Annotated in this window: 34 protein-coding genes, 1 other RNA gene and 1 riboswitch; of the genes, 10 read left to right on the forward strand and 25 right to left on the reverse strand. The window is 40.0% G+C overall.

Annotated elements, in window-relative coordinates; all coding sequences use genetic code 11:
* Positions 1-63 precede the first annotated feature (63 nt).
* The 3 genes from msrA (at position 64) to fumC (ending at position 2,680) form a co-directional block, all read left to right on the forward strand.
* On the forward strand, positions 64-600 hold the full coding sequence (gene msrA, locus BK583_RS12505) for a peptide-methionine (S)-S-oxide reductase MsrA (protein ID WP_038479095.1): 537 nt from the start codon (positions 64-66) through the stop codon (positions 598-600).
* Positions 597-1,031, forward strand: coding sequence for a peptide-methionine (R)-S-oxide reductase MsrB (gene msrB / locus BK583_RS12510; protein WP_055735990.1), 435 nt, complete (start codon positions 597-599; stop codon positions 1,029-1,031). The genes msrA and msrB overlap by 4 nt, the downstream gene beginning before the upstream one ends.
* Before the next feature lie 260 nt (positions 1,032-1,291).
* Positions 1,292-2,680: a class II fumarate hydratase gene (gene fumC / locus BK583_RS12515; RefSeq protein ID WP_038479090.1), complete on the forward strand. Its 1,389-nt coding sequence runs from the start codon at positions 1,292-1,294 to the stop codon at positions 2,678-2,680.
* 39 nt (positions 2,681-2,719) lie between these two features.
* Here fumC and BK583_RS12520 read toward each other — a convergent pair whose 3' ends face one another.
* Entirely contained in the window at positions 2,720-2,938 is a 219-nt protein-coding gene (locus BK583_RS12520) for a helix-turn-helix domain-containing protein (protein WP_038479087.1), read from the reverse strand.
* Positions 2,939-2,961: 23 nt separating this feature from the next.
* Complete coding sequence (locus BK583_RS12525) at positions 2,962-3,150, reverse strand: hypothetical protein (RefSeq protein WP_035394150.1); 189 nt, start codon at positions 3,148-3,150, stop codon at positions 2,962-2,964.
* A 160-nt stretch (positions 3,151-3,310) separates the two neighbouring features.
* Between BK583_RS12525 and BK583_RS12530 the strand changes: the two genes are divergently transcribed.
* Genes BK583_RS12530 through BK583_RS12540 form a run of 3 tightly spaced genes read left to right on the forward strand, consistent with a single transcriptional unit; the run spans position 3,311 to position 5,008 of the window.
* The gene (locus BK583_RS12530) at positions 3,311-4,039 is read left to right on the forward strand and encodes an alpha/beta hydrolase (RefSeq protein ID WP_055735991.1); all 729 of its coding nucleotides are present in this window, start codon (positions 3,311-3,313) and stop codon (positions 4,037-4,039) included.
* 13 nt (positions 4,040-4,052) lie between these two features.
* Positions 4,053-4,577 (forward strand): 2'-5' RNA ligase family protein, encoded by a 525-nt coding sequence (locus BK583_RS12535; RefSeq protein WP_038479081.1) that lies wholly within the window; start codon positions 4,053-4,055, stop codon positions 4,575-4,577.
* A complete protein-coding gene (locus BK583_RS12540; protein WP_055735992.1) occupies positions 4,574-5,008 on the forward strand; it encodes a GNAT family N-acetyltransferase in 435 nt (144 codons plus the stop codon). Before BK583_RS12535 ends, BK583_RS12540 begins: the two co-directional genes overlap by 4 nt.
* Before the next feature lies 1 nt (position 5,009).
* Here BK583_RS12540 and BK583_RS20475 read toward each other — a convergent pair whose 3' ends face one another.
* The 12 genes from BK583_RS20475 to BK583_RS12595 all read right to left on the reverse strand — a co-directional run bounded on the left by BK583_RS20475 (position 5,010) and on the right by BK583_RS12595 (position 13,527).
* Positions 5,010-5,336: an MTH1187 family thiamine-binding protein gene (locus BK583_RS20475; protein ID WP_055735993.1), complete on the reverse strand. Its 327-nt coding sequence runs from the start codon at positions 5,334-5,336 to the stop codon at positions 5,010-5,012.
* A gap of 3 nt (positions 5,337-5,339) precedes the next feature.
* Positions 5,340-6,038, reverse strand: coding sequence for a DUF1385 domain-containing protein (locus tag BK583_RS20480; RefSeq protein WP_160319281.1), 699 nt, complete (start codon positions 6,036-6,038; stop codon positions 5,340-5,342).
* Positions 6,039-6,069: 31 nt separating this feature from the next.
* Positions 6,070-6,630 (reverse strand): hypothetical protein, encoded by a 561-nt coding sequence (locus BK583_RS12550; RefSeq protein WP_055735995.1) that lies wholly within the window; start codon positions 6,628-6,630, stop codon positions 6,070-6,072.
* Between the two features lie 12 nt (positions 6,631-6,642).
* The gene (gene thiD / locus BK583_RS12555; protein ID WP_055735996.1) at positions 6,643-7,440 is read right to left on the reverse strand and encodes a bifunctional hydroxymethylpyrimidine kinase/phosphomethylpyrimidine kinase; all 798 of its coding nucleotides are present in this window, start codon (positions 7,438-7,440) and stop codon (positions 6,643-6,645) included.
* A 9-nt stretch (positions 7,441-7,449) separates the two neighbouring features.
* Positions 7,450-8,550: a glycine oxidase ThiO gene (gene thiO, locus BK583_RS12560; RefSeq protein ID WP_078440173.1), complete on the reverse strand. Its 1,101-nt coding sequence runs from the start codon at positions 8,548-8,550 to the stop codon at positions 7,450-7,452.
* A 21-nt stretch (positions 8,551-8,571) separates the two neighbouring features.
* Entirely contained in the window at positions 8,572-9,339 is a 768-nt protein-coding gene (locus BK583_RS12565) for a thiazole synthase (RefSeq protein ID WP_038479064.1), read from the reverse strand.
* 2 nt (positions 9,340-9,341) lie between these two features.
* Positions 9,342-9,539: a sulfur carrier protein ThiS gene (thiS, locus tag BK583_RS12570; protein ID WP_038479061.1), complete on the reverse strand. Its 198-nt coding sequence runs from the start codon at positions 9,537-9,539 to the stop codon at positions 9,342-9,344.
* On the reverse strand, positions 9,536-10,165 hold the full coding sequence (gene thiE, locus BK583_RS12575; RefSeq protein ID WP_055735998.1) for a thiamine phosphate synthase: 630 nt from the start codon (positions 10,163-10,165) through the stop codon (positions 9,536-9,538). Before thiE ends, thiS begins: the two co-directional genes overlap by 4 nt.
* Before the next feature lie 70 nt (positions 10,166-10,235).
* A riboswitch (TPP riboswitch) is annotated at positions 10,236-10,346 on the reverse strand.
* Positions 10,347-10,379: 33 nt separating this feature from the next.
* On the reverse strand, positions 10,380-11,795 hold the full coding sequence (gene aspA, locus BK583_RS12580; RefSeq protein ID WP_038479052.1) for an aspartate ammonia-lyase: 1,416 nt from the start codon (positions 11,793-11,795) through the stop codon (positions 10,380-10,382).
* Positions 11,796-11,838: 43 nt separating this feature from the next.
* Positions 11,839-12,795 carry an ROK family glucokinase gene (locus BK583_RS12585; RefSeq protein WP_055735999.1) on the reverse strand — a complete coding sequence of 319 codons (957 nt, stop codon included), beginning with the start codon at positions 12,793-12,795 and terminating at the stop codon, positions 11,839-11,841.
* The gene (locus BK583_RS12590) at positions 12,795-12,998 is read right to left on the reverse strand and encodes a YqgQ family protein (protein ID WP_055736000.1); all 204 of its coding nucleotides are present in this window, start codon (positions 12,996-12,998) and stop codon (positions 12,795-12,797) included. The genes BK583_RS12585 and BK583_RS12590 overlap by 1 nt, the downstream gene beginning before the upstream one ends.
* Before the next feature lie 19 nt (positions 12,999-13,017).
* Complete coding sequence (locus tag BK583_RS12595; protein WP_038479042.1) at positions 13,018-13,527, reverse strand: hypothetical protein; 510 nt, start codon at positions 13,525-13,527, stop codon at positions 13,018-13,020.
* Between the two features lie 113 nt (positions 13,528-13,640).
* Between BK583_RS12595 and BK583_RS12600 the strand changes: the two genes are divergently transcribed.
* Positions 13,641-14,036, forward strand: a complete 396-nt coding sequence (locus BK583_RS12600; RefSeq protein WP_055736001.1) for a YueI family protein — start codon at positions 13,641-13,643, stop codon at positions 14,034-14,036.
* 16 nt (positions 14,037-14,052) lie between these two features.
* On the opposite strand, the gene BK583_RS12605 is transcribed toward BK583_RS12600, so the two are convergent.
* The 8 genes from BK583_RS12605 to BK583_RS12640 all read right to left on the reverse strand — a co-directional run bounded on the left by BK583_RS12605 (position 14,053) and on the right by BK583_RS12640 (position 20,884).
* Positions 14,053-15,513 carry a spore germination protein gene (locus tag BK583_RS12605; RefSeq protein WP_055736002.1) on the reverse strand — a complete coding sequence of 487 codons (1,461 nt, stop codon included), beginning with the start codon at positions 15,511-15,513 and terminating at the stop codon, positions 14,053-14,055.
* Between the two features lie 111 nt (positions 15,514-15,624).
* On the reverse strand, positions 15,625-17,193 hold the full coding sequence (locus tag BK583_RS12610; protein ID WP_055736003.1) for a rhomboid family intramembrane serine protease: 1,569 nt from the start codon (positions 17,191-17,193) through the stop codon (positions 15,625-15,627).
* 89 nt (positions 17,194-17,282) lie between these two features.
* Positions 17,283-17,483, reverse strand: coding sequence for a protein YqgO (gene yqgO, locus BK583_RS12615; protein ID WP_038479034.1), 201 nt, complete (start codon positions 17,481-17,483; stop codon positions 17,283-17,285).
* A gap of 70 nt (positions 17,484-17,553) precedes the next feature.
* Positions 17,554-18,558, reverse strand: coding sequence for a ThiF family adenylyltransferase (locus tag BK583_RS12620; protein WP_055736004.1), 1,005 nt, complete (start codon positions 18,556-18,558; stop codon positions 17,554-17,556).
* Positions 18,559-18,574: 16 nt separating this feature from the next.
* The gene (locus tag BK583_RS12625; RefSeq protein ID WP_055736005.1) at positions 18,575-19,366 is read right to left on the reverse strand and encodes a DUF92 domain-containing protein; all 792 of its coding nucleotides are present in this window, start codon (positions 19,364-19,366) and stop codon (positions 18,575-18,577) included.
* Complete coding sequence (locus tag BK583_RS12630; protein WP_055736006.1) at positions 19,360-19,911, reverse strand: 5-formyltetrahydrofolate cyclo-ligase; 552 nt, start codon at positions 19,909-19,911, stop codon at positions 19,360-19,362. The genes BK583_RS12625 and BK583_RS12630 overlap by 7 nt, the downstream gene beginning before the upstream one ends.
* Positions 19,912-19,967: 56 nt before the next feature.
* A complete protein-coding gene (gene rpmG, locus BK583_RS12635) occupies positions 19,968-20,117 on the reverse strand; it encodes a 50S ribosomal protein L33 (RefSeq protein ID WP_035398113.1) in 150 nt (49 codons plus the stop codon).
* An 86-nt stretch (positions 20,118-20,203) separates the two neighbouring features.
* Positions 20,204-20,884, reverse strand: coding sequence for a hypothetical protein (locus BK583_RS12640; RefSeq protein WP_055736007.1), 681 nt, complete (start codon positions 20,882-20,884; stop codon positions 20,204-20,206).
* Between the two features lie 308 nt (positions 20,885-21,192).
* On the opposite strand from BK583_RS12640, the gene BK583_RS12645 reads away from it, so the two are divergent.
* From BK583_RS12645 to yqgA, 3 genes are all read left to right on the forward strand, one after another.
* On the forward strand, positions 21,193-21,576 hold the full coding sequence (locus tag BK583_RS12645; RefSeq protein WP_035398116.1) for a hypothetical protein: 384 nt from the start codon (positions 21,193-21,195) through the stop codon (positions 21,574-21,576).
* Positions 21,566-22,033, forward strand: coding sequence for an MltG/YceG/YrrL family protein (locus BK583_RS12650; protein ID WP_055736008.1), 468 nt, complete (start codon positions 21,566-21,568; stop codon positions 22,031-22,033). Before BK583_RS12645 ends, BK583_RS12650 begins: the two co-directional genes overlap by 11 nt.
* Positions 22,034-22,233: 200 nt before the next feature.
* Entirely contained in the window at positions 22,234-22,662 is a 429-nt protein-coding gene (yqgA, locus tag BK583_RS12655) for a cell wall-binding protein YqgA (RefSeq protein WP_055736009.1), read from the forward strand.
* Positions 22,663-22,890: 228 nt separating this feature from the next.
* Here the strand turns inward: yqgA and BK583_RS12660 are convergent, their stop codons facing one another.
* From BK583_RS12660 to BK583_RS12670, 3 genes are all read right to left on the reverse strand, one after another.
* Complete coding sequence (locus BK583_RS12660) at positions 22,891-24,969, reverse strand: peptidoglycan D,D-transpeptidase FtsI family protein (RefSeq protein WP_055736010.1); 2,079 nt, start codon at positions 24,967-24,969, stop codon at positions 22,891-22,893.
* A gap of 68 nt (positions 24,970-25,037) precedes the next feature.
* Positions 25,038-25,219: non-coding RNA, 6S RNA (gene ssrS, locus BK583_RS12665), on the reverse strand.
* A 51-nt stretch (positions 25,220-25,270) separates the two neighbouring features.
* Positions 25,271-26,557 (reverse strand): MFS transporter, encoded by a 1,287-nt coding sequence (locus tag BK583_RS12670; protein ID WP_055736011.1) that lies wholly within the window; start codon positions 26,555-26,557, stop codon positions 25,271-25,273.
* Between the last annotated feature and the right edge of the window lie 44 nt (positions 26,558-26,601).

Below are 26,601 nucleotides of genomic sequence, written 5' to 3' on the forward strand. Positions count from 1 at the left end.
TGTTTATTGAACTAAGAGTAGGTATGGTACACTAACACTATCTAAAGAAATGGGAGTGAGGACATGAGTCAGTTAGAGAAAGCAACGTTTGCTGGCGGCTGTTTTTGGTGTATGGTCAAACCATTTGATCAATATGAAGGTGTGGAGTCTGTTATTTCTGGTTATACTGGCGGTCATACAGAAAATCCCACTTACAAAGAAGTTTGTAGCGAAACGACTGGACATTTTGAAGCTGTTCAAATAACCTTTGATCCTGCTCTAATTTCGTACGAGACCATTCTTTCTTTGTTTTGGCAACAAATTGATCCAACAGATCCAGGTGGACAATTCCACGATCGCGGCGACTCATATCGAACAGCGATTTTTTATCATAGCGAAGAGCAAAAAATGATGGCTGAACAATCAAAGCAAGACTTAAGTACCAGTGGAAAATTTTCAAAACCCATTGCAACACTCATACTACCAGCCAAACCATTCTACCCTGCTGAAGAGTATCACCAAGATTACTATCAGAAGAATGCATTTCATTACCAACTTTATCGAAAAGGTTCTGGAAGAGCAGACTTTATTGACCGACATTGGAAAGGAGAATCATCATGACAAACCATTCAAACGAAGAGTTAAAAAAGAAGCTAACGCCTATGCAATATCACGTTACACAAGAGAATGGAACAGAGCCACCGTTTAAAAATGACTTTTATGATCACGAAGAAGATGGCATTTATGTTGATATTGTCTCTGGTAAGCCATTATTTTCTTCAAATGATAAATACGACGCAGGGTGCGGATGGCCAAGCTTTACAAAACCAATTGAAGAAGAAGAGATTCTGGAAAAAGAAGACCGAAGCCATTTTATGGTACGGACTGAGGTTCGTAGTAAAGAGGCTGATTCTCACCTTGGTCATGTTTTTCCAGATGGCCCTGGTCCTAATGGGCTTCGTTATTGTATCAATTCAGCGGCACTTCGGTTTATTCCGAAGGATCGACTAGATGATGAAGGCTACAGTCTTTACAAAAAATTATTTTCATAAAACGAGATACTTCTCTTACTACACGTATTGAGAACGTGGACGCGTACATGTCCTGAGATAACATTGGACATGTATGGTTGTTCACGTTTTTTTGGTCGTTCGTTCCTTTTTTTTTCAATTAGACTTCCTTCCCCACAGTTTCAAAACAGTGGTATTTTCAATCAGCCCTACCAATCTTTTTAGATGTTTTCGTTAAGTTTCTTGTCGTTTTTTGGTATGATGGATATGGGTTATGAATTTTGGATAAAGGAATGGTGAAAATGAAAACGCGTACAGAAAGAGATACAATTGGAGAAATTCAAGTTCCTGCTGATAAATACTGGGGTGCACAAACACAAAGAAGTTTGGAAAACTTTAAAATTGGTACGGAAAAAATCCCGTTTGAAGTTGTCCGTGCTTTCGCAGAATTAAAAAAAGCAGCGGCAATTGTAAACGGTAAGTTAAAAGGACTACACCCGCAAAAGGTTGAAGCCATTACATATGCTGCTGATCAAATTATCGCTGGTGGGTTAGAGGATCATTTCCCCCTTGTTGTTTGGCAAACAGGAAGCGGTACGCAGTCAAACATGAATATGAATGAAGTCATTGCTTATTTAGCAAACACGTATTTAACTGAGCAAGGCTACAACGATGTGACCGTTCACCCAAATGATGATGTGAACCATTCTCAAAGTTCTAACGATACATTTCCGACTGCGATGCATGTCGCAACAGTTATTTTCGCAGAAACTGAATTAATCCCAGCATTAAAACAATTTAAACAAACCCTTGAAGCAAAAGAAAACGAATTCTCCGATATCGTTAAGATTGGCCGTACCCACTTACAAGATGCGACACCTTTAACGTTTGGTCAAGAAATTAGCGGGTGGAAACATATGCTGACGACTTGCTCAACGATGATTGAACAGTCTCTTGATCATGTTCGCGCACTTACAATCGGTGGAACAGCAGTTGGTACGGGCTTAAACGCACCAATAGGCTTTAGTGAAGAGGTTTCCGCACAGCTAAGCGAACAGATAGGCTACGCTTTTAAAGCGTCTGAAAACCATTTCCACGGACTAACAAGCCATGATGAACTTGTCTATTTCCATGGAGCACTTAAAGCACTCGCAGCTGACGCTTTTAAAATTGCAAATGATATCCGTCTTTTAGCAAGCGGCCCACGTTGCGGTATTGGTGAAGTCATTATTCCTGCAAATGAGCCAGGTAGTTCCATTATGCCAGGTAAAGTCAATCCAACTCAAAGTGAAGCATTAACAATGGTTGCAGCACAAGTACTTGGAAACGATGCCGCTATTGGTTTTGCAGCAAGCCAAGGACATTTTCAATTAAATGTCTTTAAACCCGTTATTATTTACAATGTTCTCCAATCCATGCGACTGTTATCAGACGGCTTAACTAATTTCCATGATAAGTGTCTTATTGGACTAGAAGCAGATAAAGCAAAAATGGATCAACTCCTAAATGAATCCCTTATGCTCGTTACTGCATTAAATCCCCATATTGGTTATGAAAATGCTGCGAAAATCGCGAAGAAAGCTCATGCTGAGAATACGACATTAAAAGAAGCGGCTATAAGTAGCGGCTTATTAACTGAAGAGCAGTTTAACGAATATGTGGTACCAGGAAATATGATTTCTCCTAAATAATGAGTAGACGCTCCCTCTTAATAGGGGGCGTTTTTCCTATTAATGATCCCATACGGCTTTATATCGAGTAGCTTCGAATAAATCGTCTAACGACACATTGAAAAATTGCGCAATTTTTTCCGAGATTAATGCATTGACTTGTCTTTTGCCTGATTCTATTTGCGATAAGTATCCGGCAGAGATTCCTACTTGTTTTGATACTTCTTCTAAGCTAAAGCCTTTTTGAATGCGCAACATTCTTAGTCGACTCTCACCCATTCTCTTTCCCTCGCTTTCTATAGTCACATCACTTCATCGTACGTATAACGCACAATATATTTATTCGTTTTCAAACGCTTCACTTCTACAAGAGGCCCTATTTCATAGCCATTCTCCCAATTGTCTTCTAATTTCGCTTGTATGCACTTTGCTTGAAATTTTGATCGGAATACCTCTCGATAATAAATCCAATGAGGTCTTTTAGATTTCATACGGACTCCTCCATTAACCACTCATGATGGATATTGGTAAAAATAGTTTATCCTTAATCATTCATTTTATCATAGAACTGCCAAAAAAACGGGGACTCCCTCACTTTCACAAAAATATGGTAAACTAATGTATGAGAAGACCTTAGAAAGGAAGTTATTCATGGCGAACATCGAAGGCAGTATAACAGAAGCAACCATTGAAAGTGAACAATTACAATGCACCATTTCATTATCTGTTTATCTACCAGCAAATTATACACCATTAAAATCTTATCGGTTAATGATTTGTCAAGACGGACAAGATTTCTTTCGCTTTGGACGTGTGCATCGACAGGTGGATTCATTAATAGACGAGTTAGATATTGAAGAGCTTATCGTTGTTGGTGTTCCATATCCAAGTGTAGAAACGAGACGTACTTGGTATCACCCGAATAACGAGACCCATGTAGCCTATACACGATTTCTAGCATGCGAACTACTTCCTTATATAGAAAAAAACTACAGTGTTGAACCATTGGCAGAAGCTCGAATGTTAGCGGGTGATTCATTGGCAGCAACGATTTCCTTGCTAACTGCTTTAGAATATCCTACATTATTTAAGAAGGTTCTATTATTCTCCCCTTATGTTAATCAAGTGGTTGAGGATAAGGTAAAACAATTCGAGAAACCTGACATCTTATCCATTTATCATATTATTGGCAAAAAAGAAGATGTTGTTAAGACGACAGATGGAAAAAAAGAAGATTTCTTAACGCCTAACAGACAAATGAAAGAAGTATTGACAAACACATCTTTTGATTACACGTACGAGGAGTTTGATGGTGATCATACGTGGACGTATTGGCAAAACTATCTTGCCACTGGATTAAAAACGTTGTTTCCATTATAAAGGAGGTATGAGTATGCTTAATTACGGAATTGTTCTTTTTCCATCAAAACCTTTTCAAGACACGGCTAACGGATTAAGGCGGCGGTATGATGCACATTACGCGAACATCCCACCTCATATTACGTTAAAAGAAAGTTTCTCAATAAGCAATGAGGAATTACCAGAAATGATTCATGTATTACGAGACATTGCTCGTCAATGTCCACCAATTGATATTCATGTGTACAAGGTAGATACGTTCTTCCCACAATCAACGACCATTTTTTACAAGTTAAAAGAAAACAAACAGCTTTCTTGGTTAAACGAGAAGCTTTACCAAGAACCGTTCCCGACTGATCGCGCGCACTCAGTCTTTATCCCGCACATTACGATTGCACAAAAGCTACAGCAAGCAGAGCATGATGATATTGTAGGTCAACTGAAAATGATTGACGTGTCTCATCAAGAAACCATTGATCGTATTCAACTTCTCTACCAACTTGATAACGAATCGTGGACTGTTTATGAAACATTTCTGTTGCAAGGTCAGTCTACATGATCGAACATCTTGATGTACAGGTTGCCACTAGTGACTTACTACAAGCACAGTGCTTTGAGATTCGAACAGACGTGTTTATTAAGGAGCAAGGGGTGGCCGCGCATTTAGAAAGAGACGAGCATGATCAAACGGCGACCCACCTTTTACTTACAGCAAATCAGCAAGCCATTGGTGCTGCTCGTATTCGAATTGTAGGCAAGGCAGGCAAAATTGAGCGAGTGTGTATTTTAGAACCTTATCGAAATAAAGGATATGGGGCAACATTGATGAAGAAAATAGAAGAAGCAGGTTATGAAGAAGGCGTCGATGAATTAGTGCTAAATGCTCAAGAACCTGCTCTTGCTTTCTATTTACGGCTAGGCTACGTAAAGACGTCGGAGCGATTTTTTGAAGCGGGTATTCCCCATTTCTCAATGAAGAAAGGAAGATGATTTATTGGTCATCTTCCTTCTTCATCTTTACTGCGACTGACTTGATTTTACTTTGTAATGTAGATGTTTGGTCACGACGATCATCAATTCGAATATTTGTCGCAACTCGGTCGATTCCCTGTTCAAAAGGAACTTCATGAATTTTTTTAACTACATCTAGTAAAGTAGATACATCCCCTTCAATTAACGTACTCATAGGTGTTAATTGGTACGTAATATCATGAGTTTTCGTCATGTCTTCTAACACTTCTTGAATCGTAGCCACATAGCTACTGACACTAGGAGTTTCCGTTCCAATTGGAATAATGGTGACATCGACTATTGCCATGATTCATTCCCCCTCCTCTTCGATTCTTTTCTTATATAGTGATTTAGAAAATGCGACTTTTCCTAGTTGCATATAGCTTTCAATTGCACATTCGAGATGCTGTTGGGTTGGCGTTTTGGTCGTAACTCGTTCTTGTAACCAATAAGAAAGAGGCAGCACAACGGCTACAACCCCTTTAAAGATAGAGTGACGATTAAATCTAAAATAGAATCCTACAAACAATAAAGAAATATAGGAGCTAACCATTAAGCTTGTCATTACTGAAAAAAAGCCCGCACCAAGCAGAGTACATATAATGACACTAAGAAAGTAAGCAACAACAAGACCAGTTGAACATCCACGGTTAAGGACAGACGCTTGCGCCACTTTTTTCAGCTCTTGATGATTGACTTTTCCTCTTGCGCTGAATACTTTATGCTCTGCCGCATGGTATTGTTTTAAACCCCTTGGAAAAAAGAAATGTGTACCAAATAACAAGTAAAAAAAGCTATAGAAGGGGAATCCTTGCCACGATATCGGCAGTAGCTTAGGTACAACAATAAAAAGAATAACTAGCCCACATATCGCTTTAAACCAGAAAGAACTTGACCGCCACACGAGAAGTGTTGCATAACCAAGTGTCTTTGCATTTAGCGGCTTACTCCATGAACGAAGTACGCCTTCTCGATCATGAAAACTACAAGCAAGTGTTTGATTGGTCATGAAAAATACACCTTTTTCAAACGACATCCCACTAATTCTCAAGTAAGTCCTCCAATAAATACGTCTTTACCCAATGCTGTACATTTTTTGCTTGTCCGAATTGGGGATCTGCAAACGTTGCGTCCTCAAGTACTAAGTCTTCATGGTTTGTCCAAGTATGTAACAATGTCACCTGAACATCTTCAATCTCCACTTCTGATGGTAGTGCTTGGATAAGCTGACCTCTTGTGCCGACACTTTGATGCTCTTGCATTTCTGTTGGGAATGAAAAAATAACCCCATTCTCAACGACGAAACCGTCATAAGTTTGTTCTGGTTCCACTGGAAGGGTGACTTGCCCTGGCTCGACATAGGATTCTGTTTCAAACGATAACCCGATATAATCTGTGCCATAAATGCCTTCTGTTGGTAGTTGTGGCCATATCCATTCGATTGTTGTGATTTGCTGATGGATGGATGCGGTAAATGCTATTTCTTGTTGCAGCTCCTCGTTACTCAGCGTATCGTCTTGTGATAAATAAATAAAACCACCTACCGCGATAAATACCATTAAAATAGCCGGTAGAATAAATACAATCCAGTGCCTTTTCACTATTCTTACTCCTTATCTGCTTTGCTTGTAAGCGGCGTGATTCGTAGGCCCGTTCCCTTTTCCGATCGGTAAACCATAGCGGATCGCTTCTGTTATAAAAGCTTTTGCTAGCTTTACTGCTTCAAACGGGATCGACCCTTTAGCAAGTTCAGCTGCAATAGCCGAAGCAAATGTACAACCTGTTCCATGGGTATTTGTACGTTGCATTCGCTCCTCAGTTAACAATTCTAATCTTGTCCCATCGTAAAATACATCCACTGCGTCTCCGTTAAAGTGACCGCCTTTTAAAACAACAATAGTAGGACCAAACTGATACAATTGTACCGCGAGTTTCTTAAGATCTGCAACGGTTACTGGTTCATGAGTTTCAGTCAATCGTAGCGCCTCTGGAATATTTGGTGTAAAGATGGTTGTTCGCGGGAGTAACGTTTCTTTTAATGCTTTAACACCTGCTTCATTTAATAAGTCCGACCCACTCGTAGAAGCTATGACCGGATCAACAACAACTCTTTTAATGGAATAGGTGTCTATAGCATCACAAACAACTTGAATGTGACCTTCACTAACAAGCATACCTGTTTTCAAGACATCGGTTCCAATATCACTAAGCACTGCTTTAAGCTGCGCCTTTAAAAACTCCGTACTAACAGGAAAAACCTCTTGTACACCCATTGTATTTTGCGCAGTTAGCGCCGTAATAGCTGTGGTAGAAAAGACGCCTAACTCTTGACTTGTCTTAATATCTGCTTGAATACCAGCCCCTCCACCAGAATCAGATCCAGCGACGGACAGTATCTTTGGAATTGTCATGTTTTCCTCCTATGAAAATCGTTCAGGATGAAACGCTTGAAGTGGAAATGAAACCACCTCGCCTAAAAGATCTTCCGCTACGACCTTGGCAGTTATGGCACTTAATAAAATCCCGTTTCGGTAATGTCCACATGCTATATACACAGAGGGATGATTGGTTAAGCGTCCTATAAACGGGAACCCGTCTTGAGTGGCAGGACGCAAGCCTGCCCACTCATGAAAAGGGGTTACTTCTTCAAGGGCTGGCACCATTTTTTTGTTCCAACGCTTTAAGCGATCGATTCCTTTTGCTGTAACTGTTGTTTCAAATCCGGCTATGTCTTCAGAAGCTCCGTTAACAATTGTACCATTTGCTTTTGGCACGAGGTAGCCTTGACTAGTATAAATTATATGACTTACTAACGGTTTCTCTGGTAAATAGGCACAAATTTGGCCTCGAATAGGGTAGACTGGCAATTGCAGACCGAGGGCTTCTCCTTGTTTCATCGCCCACGCTCCTGTTGCAATAACGACTTGATCTGCTTCCCATTCCATCGTATCGGTCTTCAGACGAACAGTCGAACCTTCTACAATCTCTACTTCACCTATTTGCTCATAAATCTCTACGTTTAAATTCCTACACGCTGCAATTAATGCCTTAACAAAGTCAGGTGCATAAATATGTGCTTCGTTCGGGTAATAAATAGCCCCTTTTATGTCTTTTGATAGATGGGGTTCACGTTCTAATACTTGTTCTTGCGATAAAATGCGCATGTCTTCATTGTATTCACTTTGCCAAGATATCCTTGACGATAAAGGTAACAAATCGGCTTCATGATATACACAGTGAAGTGTTCCAGATGAAGAAAATTCAAACTCTACTCCAGATGTTTCTCGAACAAACGCTTGCCATTCCGGGTACATTCTAAGACTAGCCAAGCTAAAATCAAAAAACACATCTTGATCTTCACCAATTTCAGAAAAAGGTGCTAGCATACCTGCTGCTGCACCTGAAGCTTGTCCACCACACTTATTTTTTTCTAAAATGGTTACCTGTACATCTCTAGTTGCAAGCCTTAAGGCAATCGATAAGCCGATAATACCTCCGCCAACAATCACGACTTTCTGCATAATAAAACCTCACTCGTTCATCTAATAACTTGTTGGGCTACTTGCACTTGCATATGGTTTTTTTGCCATTCTACCCGCCTCATACGCGAGTTCACCAGCTTCAATCGCTAAGCGCATGGACATTGCCATTTTTACAGGGTCTTTTGCTTTTGCAACTGGTGTATTCATTAAAATTCCATCCACACCAAGTTCCATCGCTCTTGTCACATCGCTAGCTGTGCCAAGACCAGCGTCCACAATAATCGGTACTTTCGCATCTTCTACAATTAAACCGAGATTGTATTCGTTCAATATACCTAAGCCTGTTCCAATTGGTGCTGCACCTGGCATAACCGCATGTGCACCTGCTTCCTCTAGTCGTTTACAGAGAATAGGATCATCCGATGTATACGGTAGAACCGTAAATCCTTCTGATACAAGAACCTCGGTTGCTTTTAACGTTTCAATTGGATCAGGTAACAATGTTTTTTCAGAAGCACTAATCTCAATTTTGATCCAATCGCTTAAACCAGATGCTTTTGCGAGCCGGGCAATTCGAATAGCTTCCTCTGCAGTGGAAGCACCGGACGTATTAGGTAAATAGTGAAAAGCTTCACCGTGTAAATGTTGCAATATGGAATCTTCCATTGGTGCTTCCAAGTTAACACGTCTCAACGCAAAAGTTAGTACCTCAGCCCCTGATGCTTTTATGGCTTCGTTTTGCACAAACGGATTTGGGTAACGACCTGTTCCTAGAAAAAAACGTGATTGGAGCGTCTTTCCATTAATCGTTAATGCTTCTTTTTTCATTTTCAACCTCCTCCAACAAAATGAACTAATTCAACAGGCTTTTGTTCGTCGAGCTCGGTTTCACTCCATTGCTCTCTTGGAATGATGTCCCCAGCTAATTCCACAACGACAAGCTGTCCATTTACATTTAACTCCGTCATCAAATCAAGCAATGTCTTACTTTCTACAGCACGTTCTTTTCCATTTATTAATAGTTTCATGCTTTCGCCTCATTAATCGCTTCTGTCATCCGCATGGCAGCTGCCTGAACATCGTCAGCTGCCACTACCTCTGTAATCACACAAACCGCATCCGCTCCTGCTTCAATCACTTCGCGAACATTATGAGTTTTAATTCCGCCAATTGCCACAAACGGAATAGAAATAGTAGCTTTAATTTCTTTAATATATGAGGTTGTAACCGGATCGACAACATCTTCTTTACTATTGGTTTTAAAAATGGGACCGACACCAATATAATCCGCACCACCTTGCTCCGCCTCTAACGCTTCTTCAATCTTATGGGTGGAAACACCAATGATTTTATCGTCGCCAACTAGCTTGCGAACATGAGCGAGAGGCATATCATCTTGTCCGACATGAACGCCATCTGCATCAACCGCCATAGCAATATCGATATAATCATTTACAATAAACGGAACTTCATATGACTGACAAAGTTCTTTAAGTTGCTTAGCTTTTTCAAACACTTCTTTTCTGCTGCTTGTTTTATCGCGAAGTTGAATGAAATCAGCACCTCCCTTTATCGCATCCTCCATTACCGTCACAAGCTCTTTGCCCTTATGAAATGCTTCTCCTGTTATCACGTATAATTGAAAGTCTTTCATCTTTACTACACTCCCTTTCGCAAAAAAAACCGTAACCAAAAGGGTTACGGTTTACACGCTACATTGTTTACTCTGTGTATGCCGACTTCCCTCCGCTGGTGTAATCCAGATCAGGTTAAAGAGTAAAAGAAATACGTTCTTATTCTCAGCCCAACTTCATCGGGCACCCCTAGCCTTTGCTATTTAGTTTAGTATGACATAAGTGATTTTATTTTTAAAGTGGTAAGAATCGAGATCCAGCGATACCAGGCTTGGTCATTTCTTTTGGATCAAGGATCTCATTTAATTCCTCTTCAGATAAGATGCCTCGCTCCAAGCAAATCTCTCGAACGGGGCGCTCTGTTTCTAATGCCTCTTTCGCGATTCTTGTAGCCACTTCATACCCAACATGCGGATTTATGGCAGTCACAATCCCTACACTATTTTCCACAAGCTCTTTACACCGTTCAATATTGGCTGTAATGCCAGAAATCGCGTATTCACGGAACACTCGCATCCCATTTTCAAGAATGGTAAGGGATTGTAATAAATTAAATACCAGTACTGGCTCCATCACATTTAACTCTAACTGACCAGCTTCAGACGCAAGACTAATTGTGTGATCGTTTCCGATTACTTGGAAAGACAGCTGATTAATGACTTCGCACATAACCGGATTCACTTTACCTGGCATGATAGAAGAACCAGGCTGTCGTGCTGGTAAATTAATTTCGTTTAACCCTGTACGAGGCCCTGAACTCATTAAGCGTAAATCATTTGCTATTTTAGATAAATTAATCGCTAATATTTTTAAGGAGCTAGATAGCTCTGTATAAGCATCTGTATTTTGAGTCGCGTCAACAAGATCTTCTGCCGTTTTGAATGGTAAATTTGTGACGGTAGCTAGATGAGTAGATACTTTTTCAATGTACTCAGGCTTAGCATTTAATCCAGTACCAACAGCAGTAGCACCCATATTCACTTCATGCAAGTGATCAGCAGATCGACTAATTCGCTTTAAATCGCGCACCAATACTTTTCGATAGGAACCGAATTCTTGTCCTAATCGAATTGGTACAGCGTCTTGTAAATGGGTGCGCCCCATTTTAAGAACGTCATCAAATTCGTCTGCTTTCCCTTGCATTTCCGCAATCAGATTTCTTAATTCATCTGTTAAGCCTTGAGTCATATGCAGAGCAGCGATGTGAATGGCAGTCGGAAACGCGTCGTTTGTCGATTGAGCCATGTTAACATGTGTATTCGGACTAACTTTTAAATAATCGCCTTTTTCCCCGCCTAGAATCTCAATAGCTCGATTGGCAATAACTTCATTTGCATTCATGTTAAAGGAAGTTCCTGCACCACCTTGGATGGAATCAACAATAAACTGTTCGTTTAATTGCCCATTAATGACATCATCACTCGCTTTAATAATCGCATCAGCAATATGTGGACGCAGAACCCCTACATCACGATTCGCCATTGCTGCTGCTTTCTTTACATAGCCGAACGCACGAATAAGTTCCGGGTGCGGCGGATAGCCTGTAATAGGAAAATTGTCTTTTGCTCGCAACGATTGAATGCCATAATACGCATCCCTTGGTACTTGTTTATCTCCTAGTAAGTCTCGCTCAATACGGTAATCCACCATCTGATGTTAACCTCAACTTTCAATTCTTAATTGCTTTTATTTCTTATTTGTTTGCTTTAACAGCTTGTATCGCTAACCACACGGCACCATAAATACCTGCATCATTTCCTAAATGAGCCAGCTTTATTTCCGCTTGCTCCACTACTCGTGGCAGAGCATACTGGTCAAATACAACACGGAGAGGAGCTAAAAGATCTTCTCCAGCTTTTGAAACGCCTCCACCAATAACAATCTTGGCAGGATTTAACGTATTTGCTAAATTAGCGATGGCATAGCCTAAGTGATCAATCGCTTCCATAATCACTTCTGCCGCTACTAGATCTCCAGCTTTCGCTGATTCAAAAATTTCTTTTGTTGTTAAGATTAAAGAATCACTCTGAGATAGAGTTGATGCTCTTCCTGCTTCAAGTTTTTCTTTCGCTAAACGGACCATACCTGTGGCAGAAGACACGGTTTCCAAACACCCTGTTTTTCCACAGTTACAAAGAGATCCTCCTTCTTTAACAGAAGTAATATGACCGATTTCTCCACCCATACCACCTACGCCATGGAGAATTTTGCCTCGCGTAATAATTCCACCACCAACACCTGTTCCTAGCGTAACAAACAATTGTTCATTAGCGCCATCGCCAGCACCTTGCCATTTTTCTCCAAGAGCTGCTAAGTTCGCATCATTATCCACTCTTACAACAACGCCTAAAGCTTTTTCTAATTCGTCTTTTAACGGGTAATCACGCCAGCCAATATTAACAGCATGATAGATAAAGCCAGTTTCCATCTCGATAAAACCAGGTGCTCCTACTCCTGCACCCATTAACGTCTGATGAACCTCTAAATTTGCTTTAACCGTCTCCGAAATGTCGTTAACAATGTTCATTCCATTATTAGTTGTGTCAGTAGGAATTTCCCATTTTTTCAATAAATCGCCTTCATTTGTAATAAACGCAAGCTTAACGGACGTTCCCCCTATGTCAATTCCTGCAAAAAGCTCATTCCCCATTAGAATCCCCCATTTCCCAGTTTTGCTTTCTCTTGTTTTAAAATCAACAGTGCGCTTTGATACAATTGGCTAGAAATCATTCCATATTGATATAAATCTTTTATTTCCTTTTGCATAAGCTGCAAATCCATTCCGCGGTCTCTTGTATAAATAAAAGAACCATATTGCTTTAATAAGTCTCTAATGTCTACGATCGTTTCCATCTATACACCTCACATCCCATTATAACAGCTTTATAACTGTAACTAAAAGGAATGAAGCAAGTGGAATAACGGCAGCGACGTATGCGTTTTTTACCCACATCAACATAGAATTATACAGCAAAATGCCGATAAAAACCGCTAACGTGAAGAAAAAAGTCATTGTAATCGTAAAAAAAGTTCCATAACCGAGCGTTCCCCACTGTAAACCCATAAAGAAAAACAAACTGGCCAAAATCCAGGCGATTGGTTTATAAAAAAGTTGATAGCCAAAAGCAGGATGGTATGAACGTATCATGGCGATAATAAACAAAAAGGAACAAATCACAATCACAATATCAAAAAAACGAAAGCCGAACCAGGAAAAACTAACGAGGGCGACAAACATGCCAATATAGCTAAAGAATAAAAAGTAAAAGCTTAGGACAATGAGTACAACAATGGGCGGAAGTCCACGCATAAACGTTGATAGCCCTCCTAACGTCAGCCCAATTGCTAAAACAAAAAATACAATGACAAACCAAATCCACATCTCATCAACCCCTGTGCTAATTTCTCGTTTCTACCATCCTATGTTTTTATTTGAGATTTCAGGACAGGTTTGCGATGATAGAGGAGATTGATTAGGAAAGAGGTGGCATCAATATGGCAAGAGATGTAAATGAAGTACTAGAGCATGCTATTCGAGGTGGTTTGGAGACAAAGCCTGCAGAAAGACGTATTTTCTTAACAACCATCGCTGAGCGTCTTCATCTCGCTTTAACCATAAATCAAGTTCGTTCTAACGTAATTTATTCAGAAGTAGAGCGTGTCCTAAAAGCAAAGCCAAACATACAAATGTTTATAAACGGGCAATTAGCCTATTCCGATTACAACGAGTATGTAAAGCTTGCGATGATAAACAACATCCCCTATACAGTTGTTTCTGCAACAACAGACACTCCGTTTGGCCTTGTGATTGCAAATCAGAATATGCCTGTCGAAACAAGTCATCCGTATATAGAAGATGATATACACAAGCAAGATATTGAACGTTATTAAAAAAAAGGTAGACCTGCTACCTATCCGGATCTTGCGGATGGTTGATAGCAGGTCTACGATTTTTTAGAGGCATTGGAATTCGGAAGAAGACATCTCGCAACGCTTTCATGTTAAAAGGAATAAACGGCCACATATATGGAACACGAAGCCCTCGTAGTCGCACTAAAGCGATAAACCATATGGTCGCACTACTAACGAAGCCAACTGGTCCAAACGCTGCAGTTGCAATTAAAAATAACAGTCGCATAAAGCGATTTGCCAACGAAAGTTCATAACTTGGTGTTGCAAATGTTCCTACTGCAGCAATAGCTAAGTATAAAATAACCTCAGGTGAAAACATGCCTACTTGAATCGCAATATCACCAATTAGAAGCGCCGCCACTAACCCTAGTGCTTCGGCTACCGCATTAGGTGTATGAATGGATGCCATTCTTAGCATCTCTATCCCAGCTTCGGCTATCAAAAATTGAATAAAAAGAGGGATACTGCCCTCTTCTTGCGTTCCGATAAAAGAAAACGCTTCTGGAACCAACTCTTGATGAGTTGCTAACATGTACCAGATAGGTAATAAGAAGAGTGAGATGAACACTGCAGAAAAGCGCACAATCCGAAGTAACGCTCCTATTACAGGTTTTTGTCGGTATTCCTCTGCATGTTGAAGCAAATTCCAAAATGTTGTTGGCGTAATCATCGCACTTGGAGAGCCATCAACTAGCAAGATGACGTGACCTTCATATAAATGTGTTGCACATACATCGGGTCGCTCACTGTATCGTACAAGTGGGTATGGATTTCCACCTTCTTTAAATACATACTCTTCAATCGTCTTATCGGCCATAGGCAATCCGTCGGTATCAATTGCTTTAATGGATTCTCGAATCTGATGGACATAATCCGGATCGGCAATATCCGCAATGTAAAGCAAAGCGGTATCCGTTTTAGAACGACGCCCAATTTGCTGATATTCTACACGGAATGTTCGATCTCGAATACGTCTCCGAATCAAAGCTGCGCTCATAACTAATGTTTCTACTAAACCATCTCTTGAGCCACGAACAACCTTTTCCGTATCCGGCTCCTCGGGACCGCGAACAGGATATTCTCTAGTATCAATAATAATGCAGTAAGCAAGACCTTCTACAAGAAGGATCGCAGGCCCGGATAAGACTTGATCTATAGCAGTATCAAGATCTTCTTCTTGTTCAATTTCTGCATAGGGAATCCGACTTTTTATGAGAGCGTCGTAGGATTCGTCTACTTCTTCCTCCGTTGTATGTGAAAGTTCACGTTGAATTTGTGTGAGTGCACTATCTTTCCCGAATCCATCCACAAGAAAAAGCGCCATTTTTCGGTTTGCGTGAACCATTTCCAAACAGATAATATCAAAGTTCTTATCAACAGCCAGTTCTTCTTTTACATAAACGAGCTTATCTCCATAAGATGAATGACTTGTTACTCCTTTATCTTCACTACTCATCTTGAACCCCCTATTCTCTTCAGATAGGTTGCTCGTTCATGTCAAAATCTATGTAAGATGGGAATCGAAAAGAAAGGCAGTCTTGTCATACATCATGCCAGATTGTCATGCCTACGAAGAAGAGGCGAGTTGTTCATTAATCTGTTGTTCAATCTCATAATAATAATCCATATCTGGAATTTGACTGTCTTCTCCATATTGGATTGCTTGCTGGATTGTTTCTTTCGCTTGCTCATAGTTTTCTTGTTCAATATGAATAAGCGTTAAATTAAACCAAGCTTCTGGAAATGCTTGCTGCTCTTGAAGCGCTTTTTCCAAATGTTCTTTTGCCTCCTGAACCCGTTCTTGCTGAATATCAAGATACGCTTGCATAAACAAAAGTTGAGGCTGCCGACCATCTATTTCTAACCCATTCGTAATAAACACTTGCGCCTCTTCATATTGCCCTGCTTCAAGCAAACGTTGACCTTCTAATACCGCTAATTCAGGCGAAGCATTCGCTTGTTGTTGTCCGAAATAAACAAGCGTCAGAGAAGCGATAACATATAGTATGAGGGCACTCATAGAAAGGTAGAAAGGCGTTTTCTTTTTTTCTTTCGGCATCTTCACTAAAGCGGCCATAAGAAAACCTCCTATTAGACCACCTATGTGCGCCCCATTATCAATTCCCGGAACGATAAAGCCTAGCACAAGATTAAATCCGAGAAGCAATAAAATATTTTTTCCTAACGTGCGAAAAAACAATGTTGGGTGCTTTTTGCCAAAATAGAGAAGTGCCCCAAAACAGCCAAAAAGCGCACCTGATGCACCAGCGGAGACGTAATCATTAAAGGCAAAGCTAACAATGGAGCCAAACAAACCCGCCGCAAAATAAATGATTAAAAACCGGAATGAACCAAAAAGCTGCTCTACTGCTGTCCCAAGAAAAAACAGCGCCATTGCGTTAAAAGCTAAGTGCATTAATCCGATATGTAAGAACATAGAGGTGACCAATCGCCACCACTCTCCTTCTACAATCAATGGATTATATTTAGCACCATAATCAATGAGCACTTGGATATTGGTACTTCCACCATTGGTCTCTAAAAGAAAAAACATCACGACAAAAGAGAGCAGTAGGGCATAAATAAAACGCGGTTTACCAAATTGGAGCATTTTTTCTTCATTTTGGCGGCGTGTGCTGTTGATTTGTTTTACCTGTCCCCGAATTCGTTCAATGGCTTGCATCATGTCTTCCTCTGATGACAATATGCGTAATGGAGGAACACCATCATTTGCTAATTCCTGATCTAGCACCGTTTGGTACTCCTCCACGCTTGAATGCAACGCAAGGTTACGAATTGTTCCTTTGCTCCCTTTGACCTCAAACGGCGTAAGGGCATCCTCCCAAGAGTCAATTGGAGGCTGACTCATTACATAAATATTTTCACCTTGCATCTTCCATATACCAAGCTGCTTATAAATAGATTCAAATTGTTGTTTTGCATGGGATATATCACGCTTTAAACGATTGGACCAATCCACTTCTGAATAGACAAGACGTATAATTCTTCTCGGTTTTACAGAATCGTCTTCCAACCAAGCTTGTGTATCATGAAGAGCAAGCAAACGAAACTGTTTATGTAGCACATAATGTTCGATTAATTGCCAATATAGATAACGGTGGGCTATTTCGTTCACCTTTATCCCCTCCTTCCTGACTGTCATTATAGCAAATTCTTACAGAATAAGAATCTTTCTTGCTTACAAAAAAAGCTCTGATTCAATTGTCAGAGCTTCTCCGTCGTGTGTGGAAAAGAGAATAATGAGCCCATCAACTTTTGACGGACAAATGGGATTCGAAGTGCAAACCGAATGAGCACTCTTCTTAATCCTGGTTGTCTCATCATTCCATTTACGATTTTATAACGATATTTATAAATGCTTATTCCAATGACAAGAATGGAAAGAATGGAACAGGCTTGTTTCATATCAACACCTCCATATATTAATATAGGATGTGACGGACAAACTTATTTCATCCTTAAAGAGTACTATGAATTAGTTTCCAATGTACTTACTATAAATCGTCTTCGCACGTGTATGATCGTCCACTCCTTGAATGAGAACACGTCCGTCTGGAAATACAACGATCGTTTCCGTTTCATTGATAGCGGCACGTATAAGGAAAGGTGTTACTTTTACTTGTGCAACTGCTTCTAACTGCTTCGCCATGTGATTAAGATCAAAAGGGGCAGATGCAGTAATTTGGATCGATTCACGCCCACAAAGGGTTGTTTGAGAATGAGAACGTTCATTTAAAGCAGGAAACTCTGCTTTTTCGCACGTTGGGCAATTAGGTCGATTTTGAGAAAACCTGATCGATTGATGTGTGTTCGCCCAAATATCAAATGACTCTAACGTTGATCGTTGTTTTTCACCTGCTCCTACCAAATATTTCATCGCTTCAATCACTTGTAGTGACGCCACTATATCAATGATTGGCGCAAGAACACCAACGGTATCACAAGTCTCTCCTGCTGTACCACCACTTTCAATAAAACAGCGAAGACATGGCGTTTCATCTGGAATAAAGAATGCACCCATGCCTCTCGTACGAACAGCCCCACCATAGCTAAAAGGAACCTTCCATTTAAAACATGCATCATTTAAAAGAAAGCGCGTCTCAAAATTATCCGTCCCGTCTAACACTACATCAATACCATCCATAAGCCGTTCTATCGATTCCACCGATACATCTTCTACAAATGCTTCAATTTGAATGTCAGAATTCACTTTTTCAAGTGCACGTTTTGCTGCAATTGCCTTAGGTACAAGTTGATGTGCGTCCTCTTCAGTAAAGAGCATTTGTCGCTGCAAATTACTCATTTCAACAAAATCACGGTCTACTAAACGAAGAGAGCCAACCCCTGCTCTTGCTAAATGATTAGCAATAACTGTACCAAGCGCACCAAGACCGACTATGAGTACGCTACTATGTAGTAATTTCGTTTGTCCCTCTTCACCAATACCATTAAATAATACTTGTCGTGAATAGCGTTCCATGACCTACCGTTCTCCTTTAAAAAAAGATAACCGCACCAATGACACCCATTAGTGCACCTGCTCCTGTACAGCATAAGTTAACGACATCGTTCGTGACAACCGATAACCCTTTTATCCGTACCGTTTTTACACAATGGTACGTTTTTTCTGTCTCTAAACCACAAGACGGGCAACGATATAGGCCTTGTACCGTCGAGCCTAGTACACTGTCTAATACATTTCCTAAAAAACCAATTAGTGTAAAGAAAAACAACCAAAGATAGCTAACGCTTGTCTCATTCCACCAGATGACGATAGCTGTACCTGCTAACAAAAAGCTACCAGCAAACGCAGCTGCCATCCCTAAGCTTGTGATGCCTCCAGATACGCCCTTTTCGACCTTTTTTCCTGAGAATAAATCAAACGGCTTGTCTTGGCTAAGTTTGCCAATCTCTGATGCCCACGTATCAGCCATGGCTGTTGCTAGACACCCTACAAAACCAGCTATAAAAAGAGTAGCCAGCGAAGGAAAAATCACTAAACAGAGTGAACAAATGGCTGCGTAACCTCCATTGGCTATCACTTGAAATGCATCACGCTTGCCATGCTTTTCAACGACTTCATGATCAACATGTGCCCCTTTTAATTTGCCCAATATAATAGAACTTCCAAAGAAAACTGCAAATAAGAGTAAACCAGCAGGGCCTACACCAATAACCGTTACTGTACCGACTACAAAAGCGGCAACCGCCCCAGAAATCGTTAGCTTCTGTAACATAAATAATGACACACATACTAATAAAATAAAGCTAAGCCATCCGATTAACATGTCGATTTCTCACTAAGAACGAGGTCGATCCTCATGTCATGAGCTTCAACAGGAATGGATTCAATGAGTTGCTCTTTAAAACATAACGATACCGTCTCTCCTTTAAAGAAAGGTAGATACCGATCGTAAAAACCGCCACCCATCCCGAGCCGTGATCCGTCTTTTGAAAAAGCAAGCCCTGGTACAATAAGCAAATCTAGCTCTTTTGGGCTTACATAAAAACGTGGGTTTTCTTTTGGCTCATACAAATTGTAGGGGCGGAGCTCAATCTGGTCTAAGTCTTGAATAACGTAGAAATGCATTTCGCGTGCTTTCATATTAGTACGTGGTAATGCCACTTTCTTTCCTTGCTCGCGAGCATACTCCATTATTGACAATGTCGCCACTTCTGGGAAACGCGCGTACGTTAATCCGATTGTGCCAGCTTGTTTCCATTCTTCTGTTTGATAAAGCTGGTTTGCCAGCCCTTGTGATCGTTCTAAATACTCTGTCTTATTCATTTGTTCGAGCTGTTTTTGCAAACGTTGTCGTAATTGTTGTTTCAACACCTCAGCTCCTCACTAAAAAAGTCAATAAAAAGAAGCAGCGGTAAACCGTCTGCTTACTTTGTTTCACGATGAAGTGTATGGCGCTTTAAACGCGGATTATATTTCTTAAGTTCAATACGCTCTGGGTTTGTGCGCTTGTTTTTTGTTGTAATATAATTACGGTCACCGTTTTCAGTACAAGCTAAAGTAACTTGAACACGCATGTGCTATCCCTCCAAACTCTCTCTTACATACCTACATAGAATAGCAAAAGCTAACCGTAAAATCAAGACTTAATTAACGAACGTTATCAAACAGTCTGTTGCGCTAAATAGTTCGATCGTTTTAAATGAACCATATTTTCACTACTCATTTGTATTAGAGATGCGTTAACCGTTTCGTTAGACTGTATTAAACAAGTGCATACCATAAGACTTTCGGTTTTCGTTGCAGAAAACGGCGCAAAAAACAATTTGCCTAACGGGTCATTCCAAATTTGGTTCACTAAGCCAACACCATACTGAATAGATTGAGCCTTTGGCATTTGTATAGAAAATAAAGAATATTTCTCATCTGAATAATGAATAAGTGCTTTCTCTGCTGGCGAATAAAACGAAAGCCCTTCTTGTGTGTACGTGACTTGCTGGGCTAATAATTTGACATTAGTGTCGGAAGCTCCTTCATTTTTCATCGAAATCATTCGTTTAACACCGAGTTCATCTTCTAATGACTCATCACGGATCGTTAATTTTATATTTAAGCCTTTATGGTATGCCTGACTTACAATAACTGTGTTTGTACTAGAAAAAGCCGCATTGACAATCCAGCCTTCTTCGCCAATCCACGTTGTTTTCCCATCATACCAGAGGCCAATTTTAGATAAATGCTGAGAATGCAGAGTAGACCGTAAGCGCAAATGGATATCAACCGTAAAAACCGGCTTTGTCCCAATAGCATAAAAAATGTTTGATATATGATTGTTTGTATTCATATTTTCACTCCTTCTAGTAAAATGTTGGTTCTTTTTACTTTCCATCGATTCTCTGTCTATTAAGCATACTGGCTTCTCGCCATTTCCACAATGAGTGCAAATTGTATGTTTTTGTAATCGTTCTTTTTATCGTTACATCAACTGTTCTCACCTCCTAATCGCTTAAAAACAACTTGGTCGATAGAGATTATGACTAAAGCTGTCAAAAAATGACGCATGAATTGATAAATTTTCATTAAGCTGATGAAACGTACGTAATTTCATGTATAATGGAGATTGCGAAAACAATCCATAGGAGGGAACAACACATGGAATGGATGTTAGCGCTCTTGCTAGGAACAGCTATTGTTCTGCTCATTGTTTCTTTTGTTAAAGAGGACAAAGGTTCAAAAATAGAAGATCAAATCGAACATTTATCAATTTCCTTTATGCAAGAGCTTCATCAAGTGAAGAATCAATTGAGAGATATTGAATTAGATGCGGAGATTGCAGCCAAAGATGCACAGCAGCAAAATCGCTCCAATTCACATCAACAGCTATTAAGAGAGATTCTAGATTTGCACAAGCGTGGCTATTCTGTAGAGGGTATTGCGTTGGAAACGTCCCTTGAACCACATGAAGTCGATCGTCTCTTATCCCCTTACCTCGACGGACAAGTAGAAGAAAGGACGAAAGTTGCCAATGACGCGTAAAACTATTCGTAGCTTTGCTGGTGGATTATTGATTGCTTCTGGTGTCTTGGGGATCACATACTTTATTGGAAACGATCAAGAGGCTGCTTCTAGTTCGGATTTTACAGAAGAAGAAATGGTCGCTCACTTACAGGAAAATGGTTACGCCGTTGAGACACAGGCTGCTTGGGATGAGTTAGAGGCACAACTTGCTGAAGCGCAAAACACTGATGCTGAAGAAGAACCCTCTGATAACAATGAAGGAGAAATTGCGTATAGAACAATTCTTCACGTTGTACCAGGAATGACAAGTATTGACGTAGGTGAAATGTTAGAAGAAGCTGGTATTGTAGATAGTGCCTATGATTTTTATGAAGAAGTTGACAATCGTGGGTTATCCAATGACTTACGTCCGCAAGTTACAGGAGAGTTAACGAGTGAGATGAGCTTAAGCGAAGTTGTAGATGAATTTTTCTAAGCTTACAACTTCTATTCGACAGATAGCATATATATCCTTTAAAAAAATACAAAAATCTACATGTTCTACGAATCATTTATCGGAAGTTCGGCGATAGCCGAGCTTTTTCTATTTAAGCTTCTCGATTGATTATTATAATATTGACATTACCATATTAAACCATTATTATTACAATATATAACAAGGAGGTTACATATAATATGAAAAAAATTATTATTTCAAGTTTTCTTACTGCACTATTCCTTTTAATTAGTTTTTCTATTACGGAAAAAGCAGATGCCGCTTACCATCCGTGGCAGAAATTTAAAGAGTTTGGAAGTACATGTGAAGTTAGAGCATGGACGGACTACTTGTCTTATGGAAGAACAGCAACTACAGTAGATTTCTTTTTAGAACAAAGGGGTAACTGCGGAACATTAAGTTATTCTGCCGGTGTAGAGGGGAGCTACTGGAACGCTATTTCATCTTTAGAAACAGGGAGCTTTGCAAACCGTACTCCTGTTAAAAAATCTAGAATTTTTAGCGGTGTCACCGGAGTTACAGAAAAAGGAACGTTAGTTGCGAGATTAACAAAGGGAAAAATTTATGCCGATTATAATAAGGGCAATGTGCTTACATTTAGATATTAATTCTTAATAAAGCTTTATATTTAAAAGACTTATCTAACTAACTTAAAAAAAAGATCTTTAGGCTATTATCAAGCATTCTTCACTCGTGTGATGATAACCTGTTTTTTTCTAATGAAAATTGCACACAAAAAAACACCTTCAAATTTTATTTTGTTAAGGTGTTTTTTTGTGTTTTATTGTATAAAGATAAAATTATTTTGTTTGAAATTCAGTCATGCTTAATAACTTTTATTGCTCTTCAAACAAATCGACTTCTTCGACAACAGAATCCACTTCTTCTGGACCGTTCCGTTCATCTTGCAAGTCGTAGTAAGCTTCGGTTAAATCTGTTGCGATTTTTTCAGAGATTTTATTACCGGATGTTCCTGAAGGAGGAACATTCGTATCTGGCGTCATAATTGCAAACGCAATTTCCGGATCATCGTAAGGAGCGTAACCAACAAAGCTTAAATTGTTCGTCGGTCTACCATTTAAGAATGACTGAGCTGTACCGGTTTTTGCAGCGATATTTAAATTATTTGATACACCACTCGCTGTACCATTTGCATTCGTTACAACGGCTCGGAATGAATCTTGTACTGCTGCAATATCGCTTTGGCTCATATCAACGGTATTTAACACTTCTGGGGTATTTGTGCGAACAACAGCACCATCACCATCACCATTCGGGTTCGCTTCTACAATTTCTGTAACGAGGCGAGGACGCATCCGTACGCCATCGTTGGCAATTGTGCTAACATACTGCGCAAGCTGAAGGGTCGTATACGTATCGTACTGGCCAATCATAAAATCAAGTAAATTACCTGATTCCTGAACACCTTCCGAAGCAAAGCCTGTCGCTTCATTTGGCAGGTCTATGCCTGTTTCTCCTCCAAGACCAAATTGATGAAAATAATACTTCACTTGATCCAAAACTTCATTTGCTTTAGTGTGACTGAAGATACTTGCGCGAGGACTATAATTAAAATCTGCCATCCGCATGGCAATTTCAAACATATAGACGTTGGACGAGCGTGCCATTGCTTCACGAAGGGCAACATGGCCTATAGATGTACTTAACGAAGCTTTTCTTGTACCATCGCTAAATTCAAGTCGTCTGTCATGAATAACCGTGCTTGGAGTGATAACACCTTCTTCTAGACCAGCTAGTACAGAGGCACCTTTTACAACTGAACCTGGCATATAGGCGTTTTGAAAGACGCCTGTTGGGTTGCTAAATCCTTCCTCCCCACGTTCTTTCTGGAAGCCACTCATCGCTAAAATATCCCCAGTTTTTGGGTCCATTACAACTGCATAAGAAGACGCATCCTGTACAAAGATTCCTTGGTTTTGAAGAACGCGGCTTTCCACAATGTCATCAAGGATTTGCTGATATTCCATATCAATGCTTAACACAAGGTCATTGCCTCGGCTTCCTGGCGTTTCTTCAATAAGCTGTTCCATTGGGCCACTGCCTTCACGGGTATTCGTTCGAACGACTTCCGCTTTTTGGCCGCGTAGTACATCCTCATACTGTTTTTCCAAAAAACTATTACCTACTAAGTCTGAGCGCATATAGCCTCTTGCTAAATAATCATCAACGGATTCTGTTTGGATTGATCCTACTCTTCCATAGATATTTTTTAGCGTATCACCATACACGTATTCTCGAACAGAATCCCGCTGAATATTAATGTTCGGTAAACGGTCTAAATGCTCAGCAAGCTTAGGCGCTTCTTCATCCGTTAGTCCTTGCTTAATTCGCTGTGGGGAGCCGTTTGTCCCTCTTAGCATATGAGAAAAAATAGCAATAACTTGCTCTTCTTCCTCTGAATAATTCGCAATCATCTCATCGGAAATAGCGTCAATCATACGCTGATACTCCGTTGTTTCATCTTCGTCGCTGTAATCAATATCTTCAATGAGAGCTCTACGTTCTTGAGGTTCCAATTTTGTGTAATAATATTCTCTTTTATCACGGTCACGTAAATTTTCGGTGTCTACCGTAATAAATTTAGCCACTTCTTCGGCAATTTCAATCATATCTCCACCGCTTTGATTTCCTGGGTTCGTATATGTAACCGATAGTTCTAAGCTATTTTCTACGACAGGATACCCATAGCGATCTGTAAAGATCCCTCGTGGTGCATCAATAAGAGCTGTTTGGTTTGATACATGCTTTAACTCTTCTTCATATTCCTCACCGTTTACAATTTGCACAAGACCAAGCCGCAAAATTAATGCAGAAAAAAGTAAAAACACAGCAAGAAATAAAATATTTAATCGCAATGAGACGTGATGCTTCTTATTGCTTTTCGATTCGCCCATTAGACAACCTCCCTGACTCTATTACAGGTAAAAAGACACCCGTACTCCGGATGCCTTTAATTAAAGTAGTCATACCCGCTTGTGCCGTTGCAAGTGAATGCTTTATGAACCTACATCGGTAGGTGGGTGTTCGCAGTTAAAGGTTCGCTGTCTAGTACTTGCTAGCTTAGCGTTGCTTTACTCATTTAAAACTCCCTTTTAACATTCAAGGTTCAAAGCATAAAAAAGCTTACGAACACGGCAGGTAATACACTTGTTATTATAAAATAGAACAAGAATCCTGTCAAAGCATGTAGAGATTTTACACAGTTTTATCAGGACTACTCTGCCCTTCTGATTCATTCACATTTGGCATTACATCCGAATGAGCATCCGGGGGCTGAATGCGTTTAACAAAAAAATAAATCCATAAATGCCCTGACCCTACAATTAACAGTACATATGGAATGGCGTGTTCTTCAGGAAAAATGGAGATGATTGCAATAAAGAAGAGAATCGATGCAATTCGACCAATATTTAAAAACCATTCCCTGACAATAATATATTCCACTCGTAACTCAGCTGCTCTACTCGCTTTGCCAATAACATCGTATGTTAACGATACATAAGGAATGAGTAAAAGCGGATACGCCACCGATATAATAATTCCGTAAAGAATCAATTTAGGAAACGTTAGATGAAACAAAAGTAGAAAAATCGCTCCATATAACAACAATCCACCGACAAGAATGGCTCGCTTTCGATACGCCACTTTAAGTAAACGCGCAGTTAAATAATAAAATATAAATTGGGTACCTGAAGTCACTAGTCCATACGTCCCCAAAGCAAGTTCGTTATTCGTTACAACAAAGACCCAAACAACGATGACAAACACAAACGTCCCCTCACGTAGCCCTTGGGTAACATGCGCCCATGTCACTTTCCTCCAATCTTTATTTCGTTTACGCTCGTTTAACACATGCCTAATATTAAAATTACCCTTGGCGTGGCGTTTTCCTAGCCATATGGTTAAAATCACCGCTAGTAAAAACAAAGTTAGGGATAACGCAAATATAAAGAAGTATCCTTGATAGCCTGTTCGTTTCGTAATAATAAAACCTGCTGTTAAAGGACCTGTCATTCCTGCAAAAGAGGTTAATAACCCTAAGAAGCCATTAAAAAAATCTCTTGTTTCTGGCTCTGTTACCTCAAACGTTAGTACATTAAAGGCAAGCCAGTAGAAACCGGTACCGAGACCAATGAGAGAGCCGAGTAATAGCAAATGTTGAGCCGCATTTTCTCCTACAACTAATACGGCGATATAAAATAAAGACATCAAACTGATTCCAATACGAAGCACATAAACGCGATCAATATGCTTCGATAACTTTCCAGCCATTAAAAACGCAAGCGGTTGAAAAATAACAGACATTAAATTGTAGAGGGCAAGATCTATAAATTGACCTGATTGCTTCCATAAGAAAACATTGACAAACGTATTCGATAAAGCCACGCTCAACGCATAAAGTCCGCCAATGGATAATAATAATTTTAAATCTTTTGATGCAACGACGTGCCCAAAAATACTGTCCATCCACTTTTTTGGCATGACCTCACCACCTTACCAGTAGTGTGTCTGTTTCATTTTGGGCT

This window comes from Shouchella oshimensis, assembly GCF_002019765.1.
GTDB lineage: Bacteria > Bacillota > Bacilli > Bacillales > Bacillaceae_D > Shouchella > Shouchella oshimensis.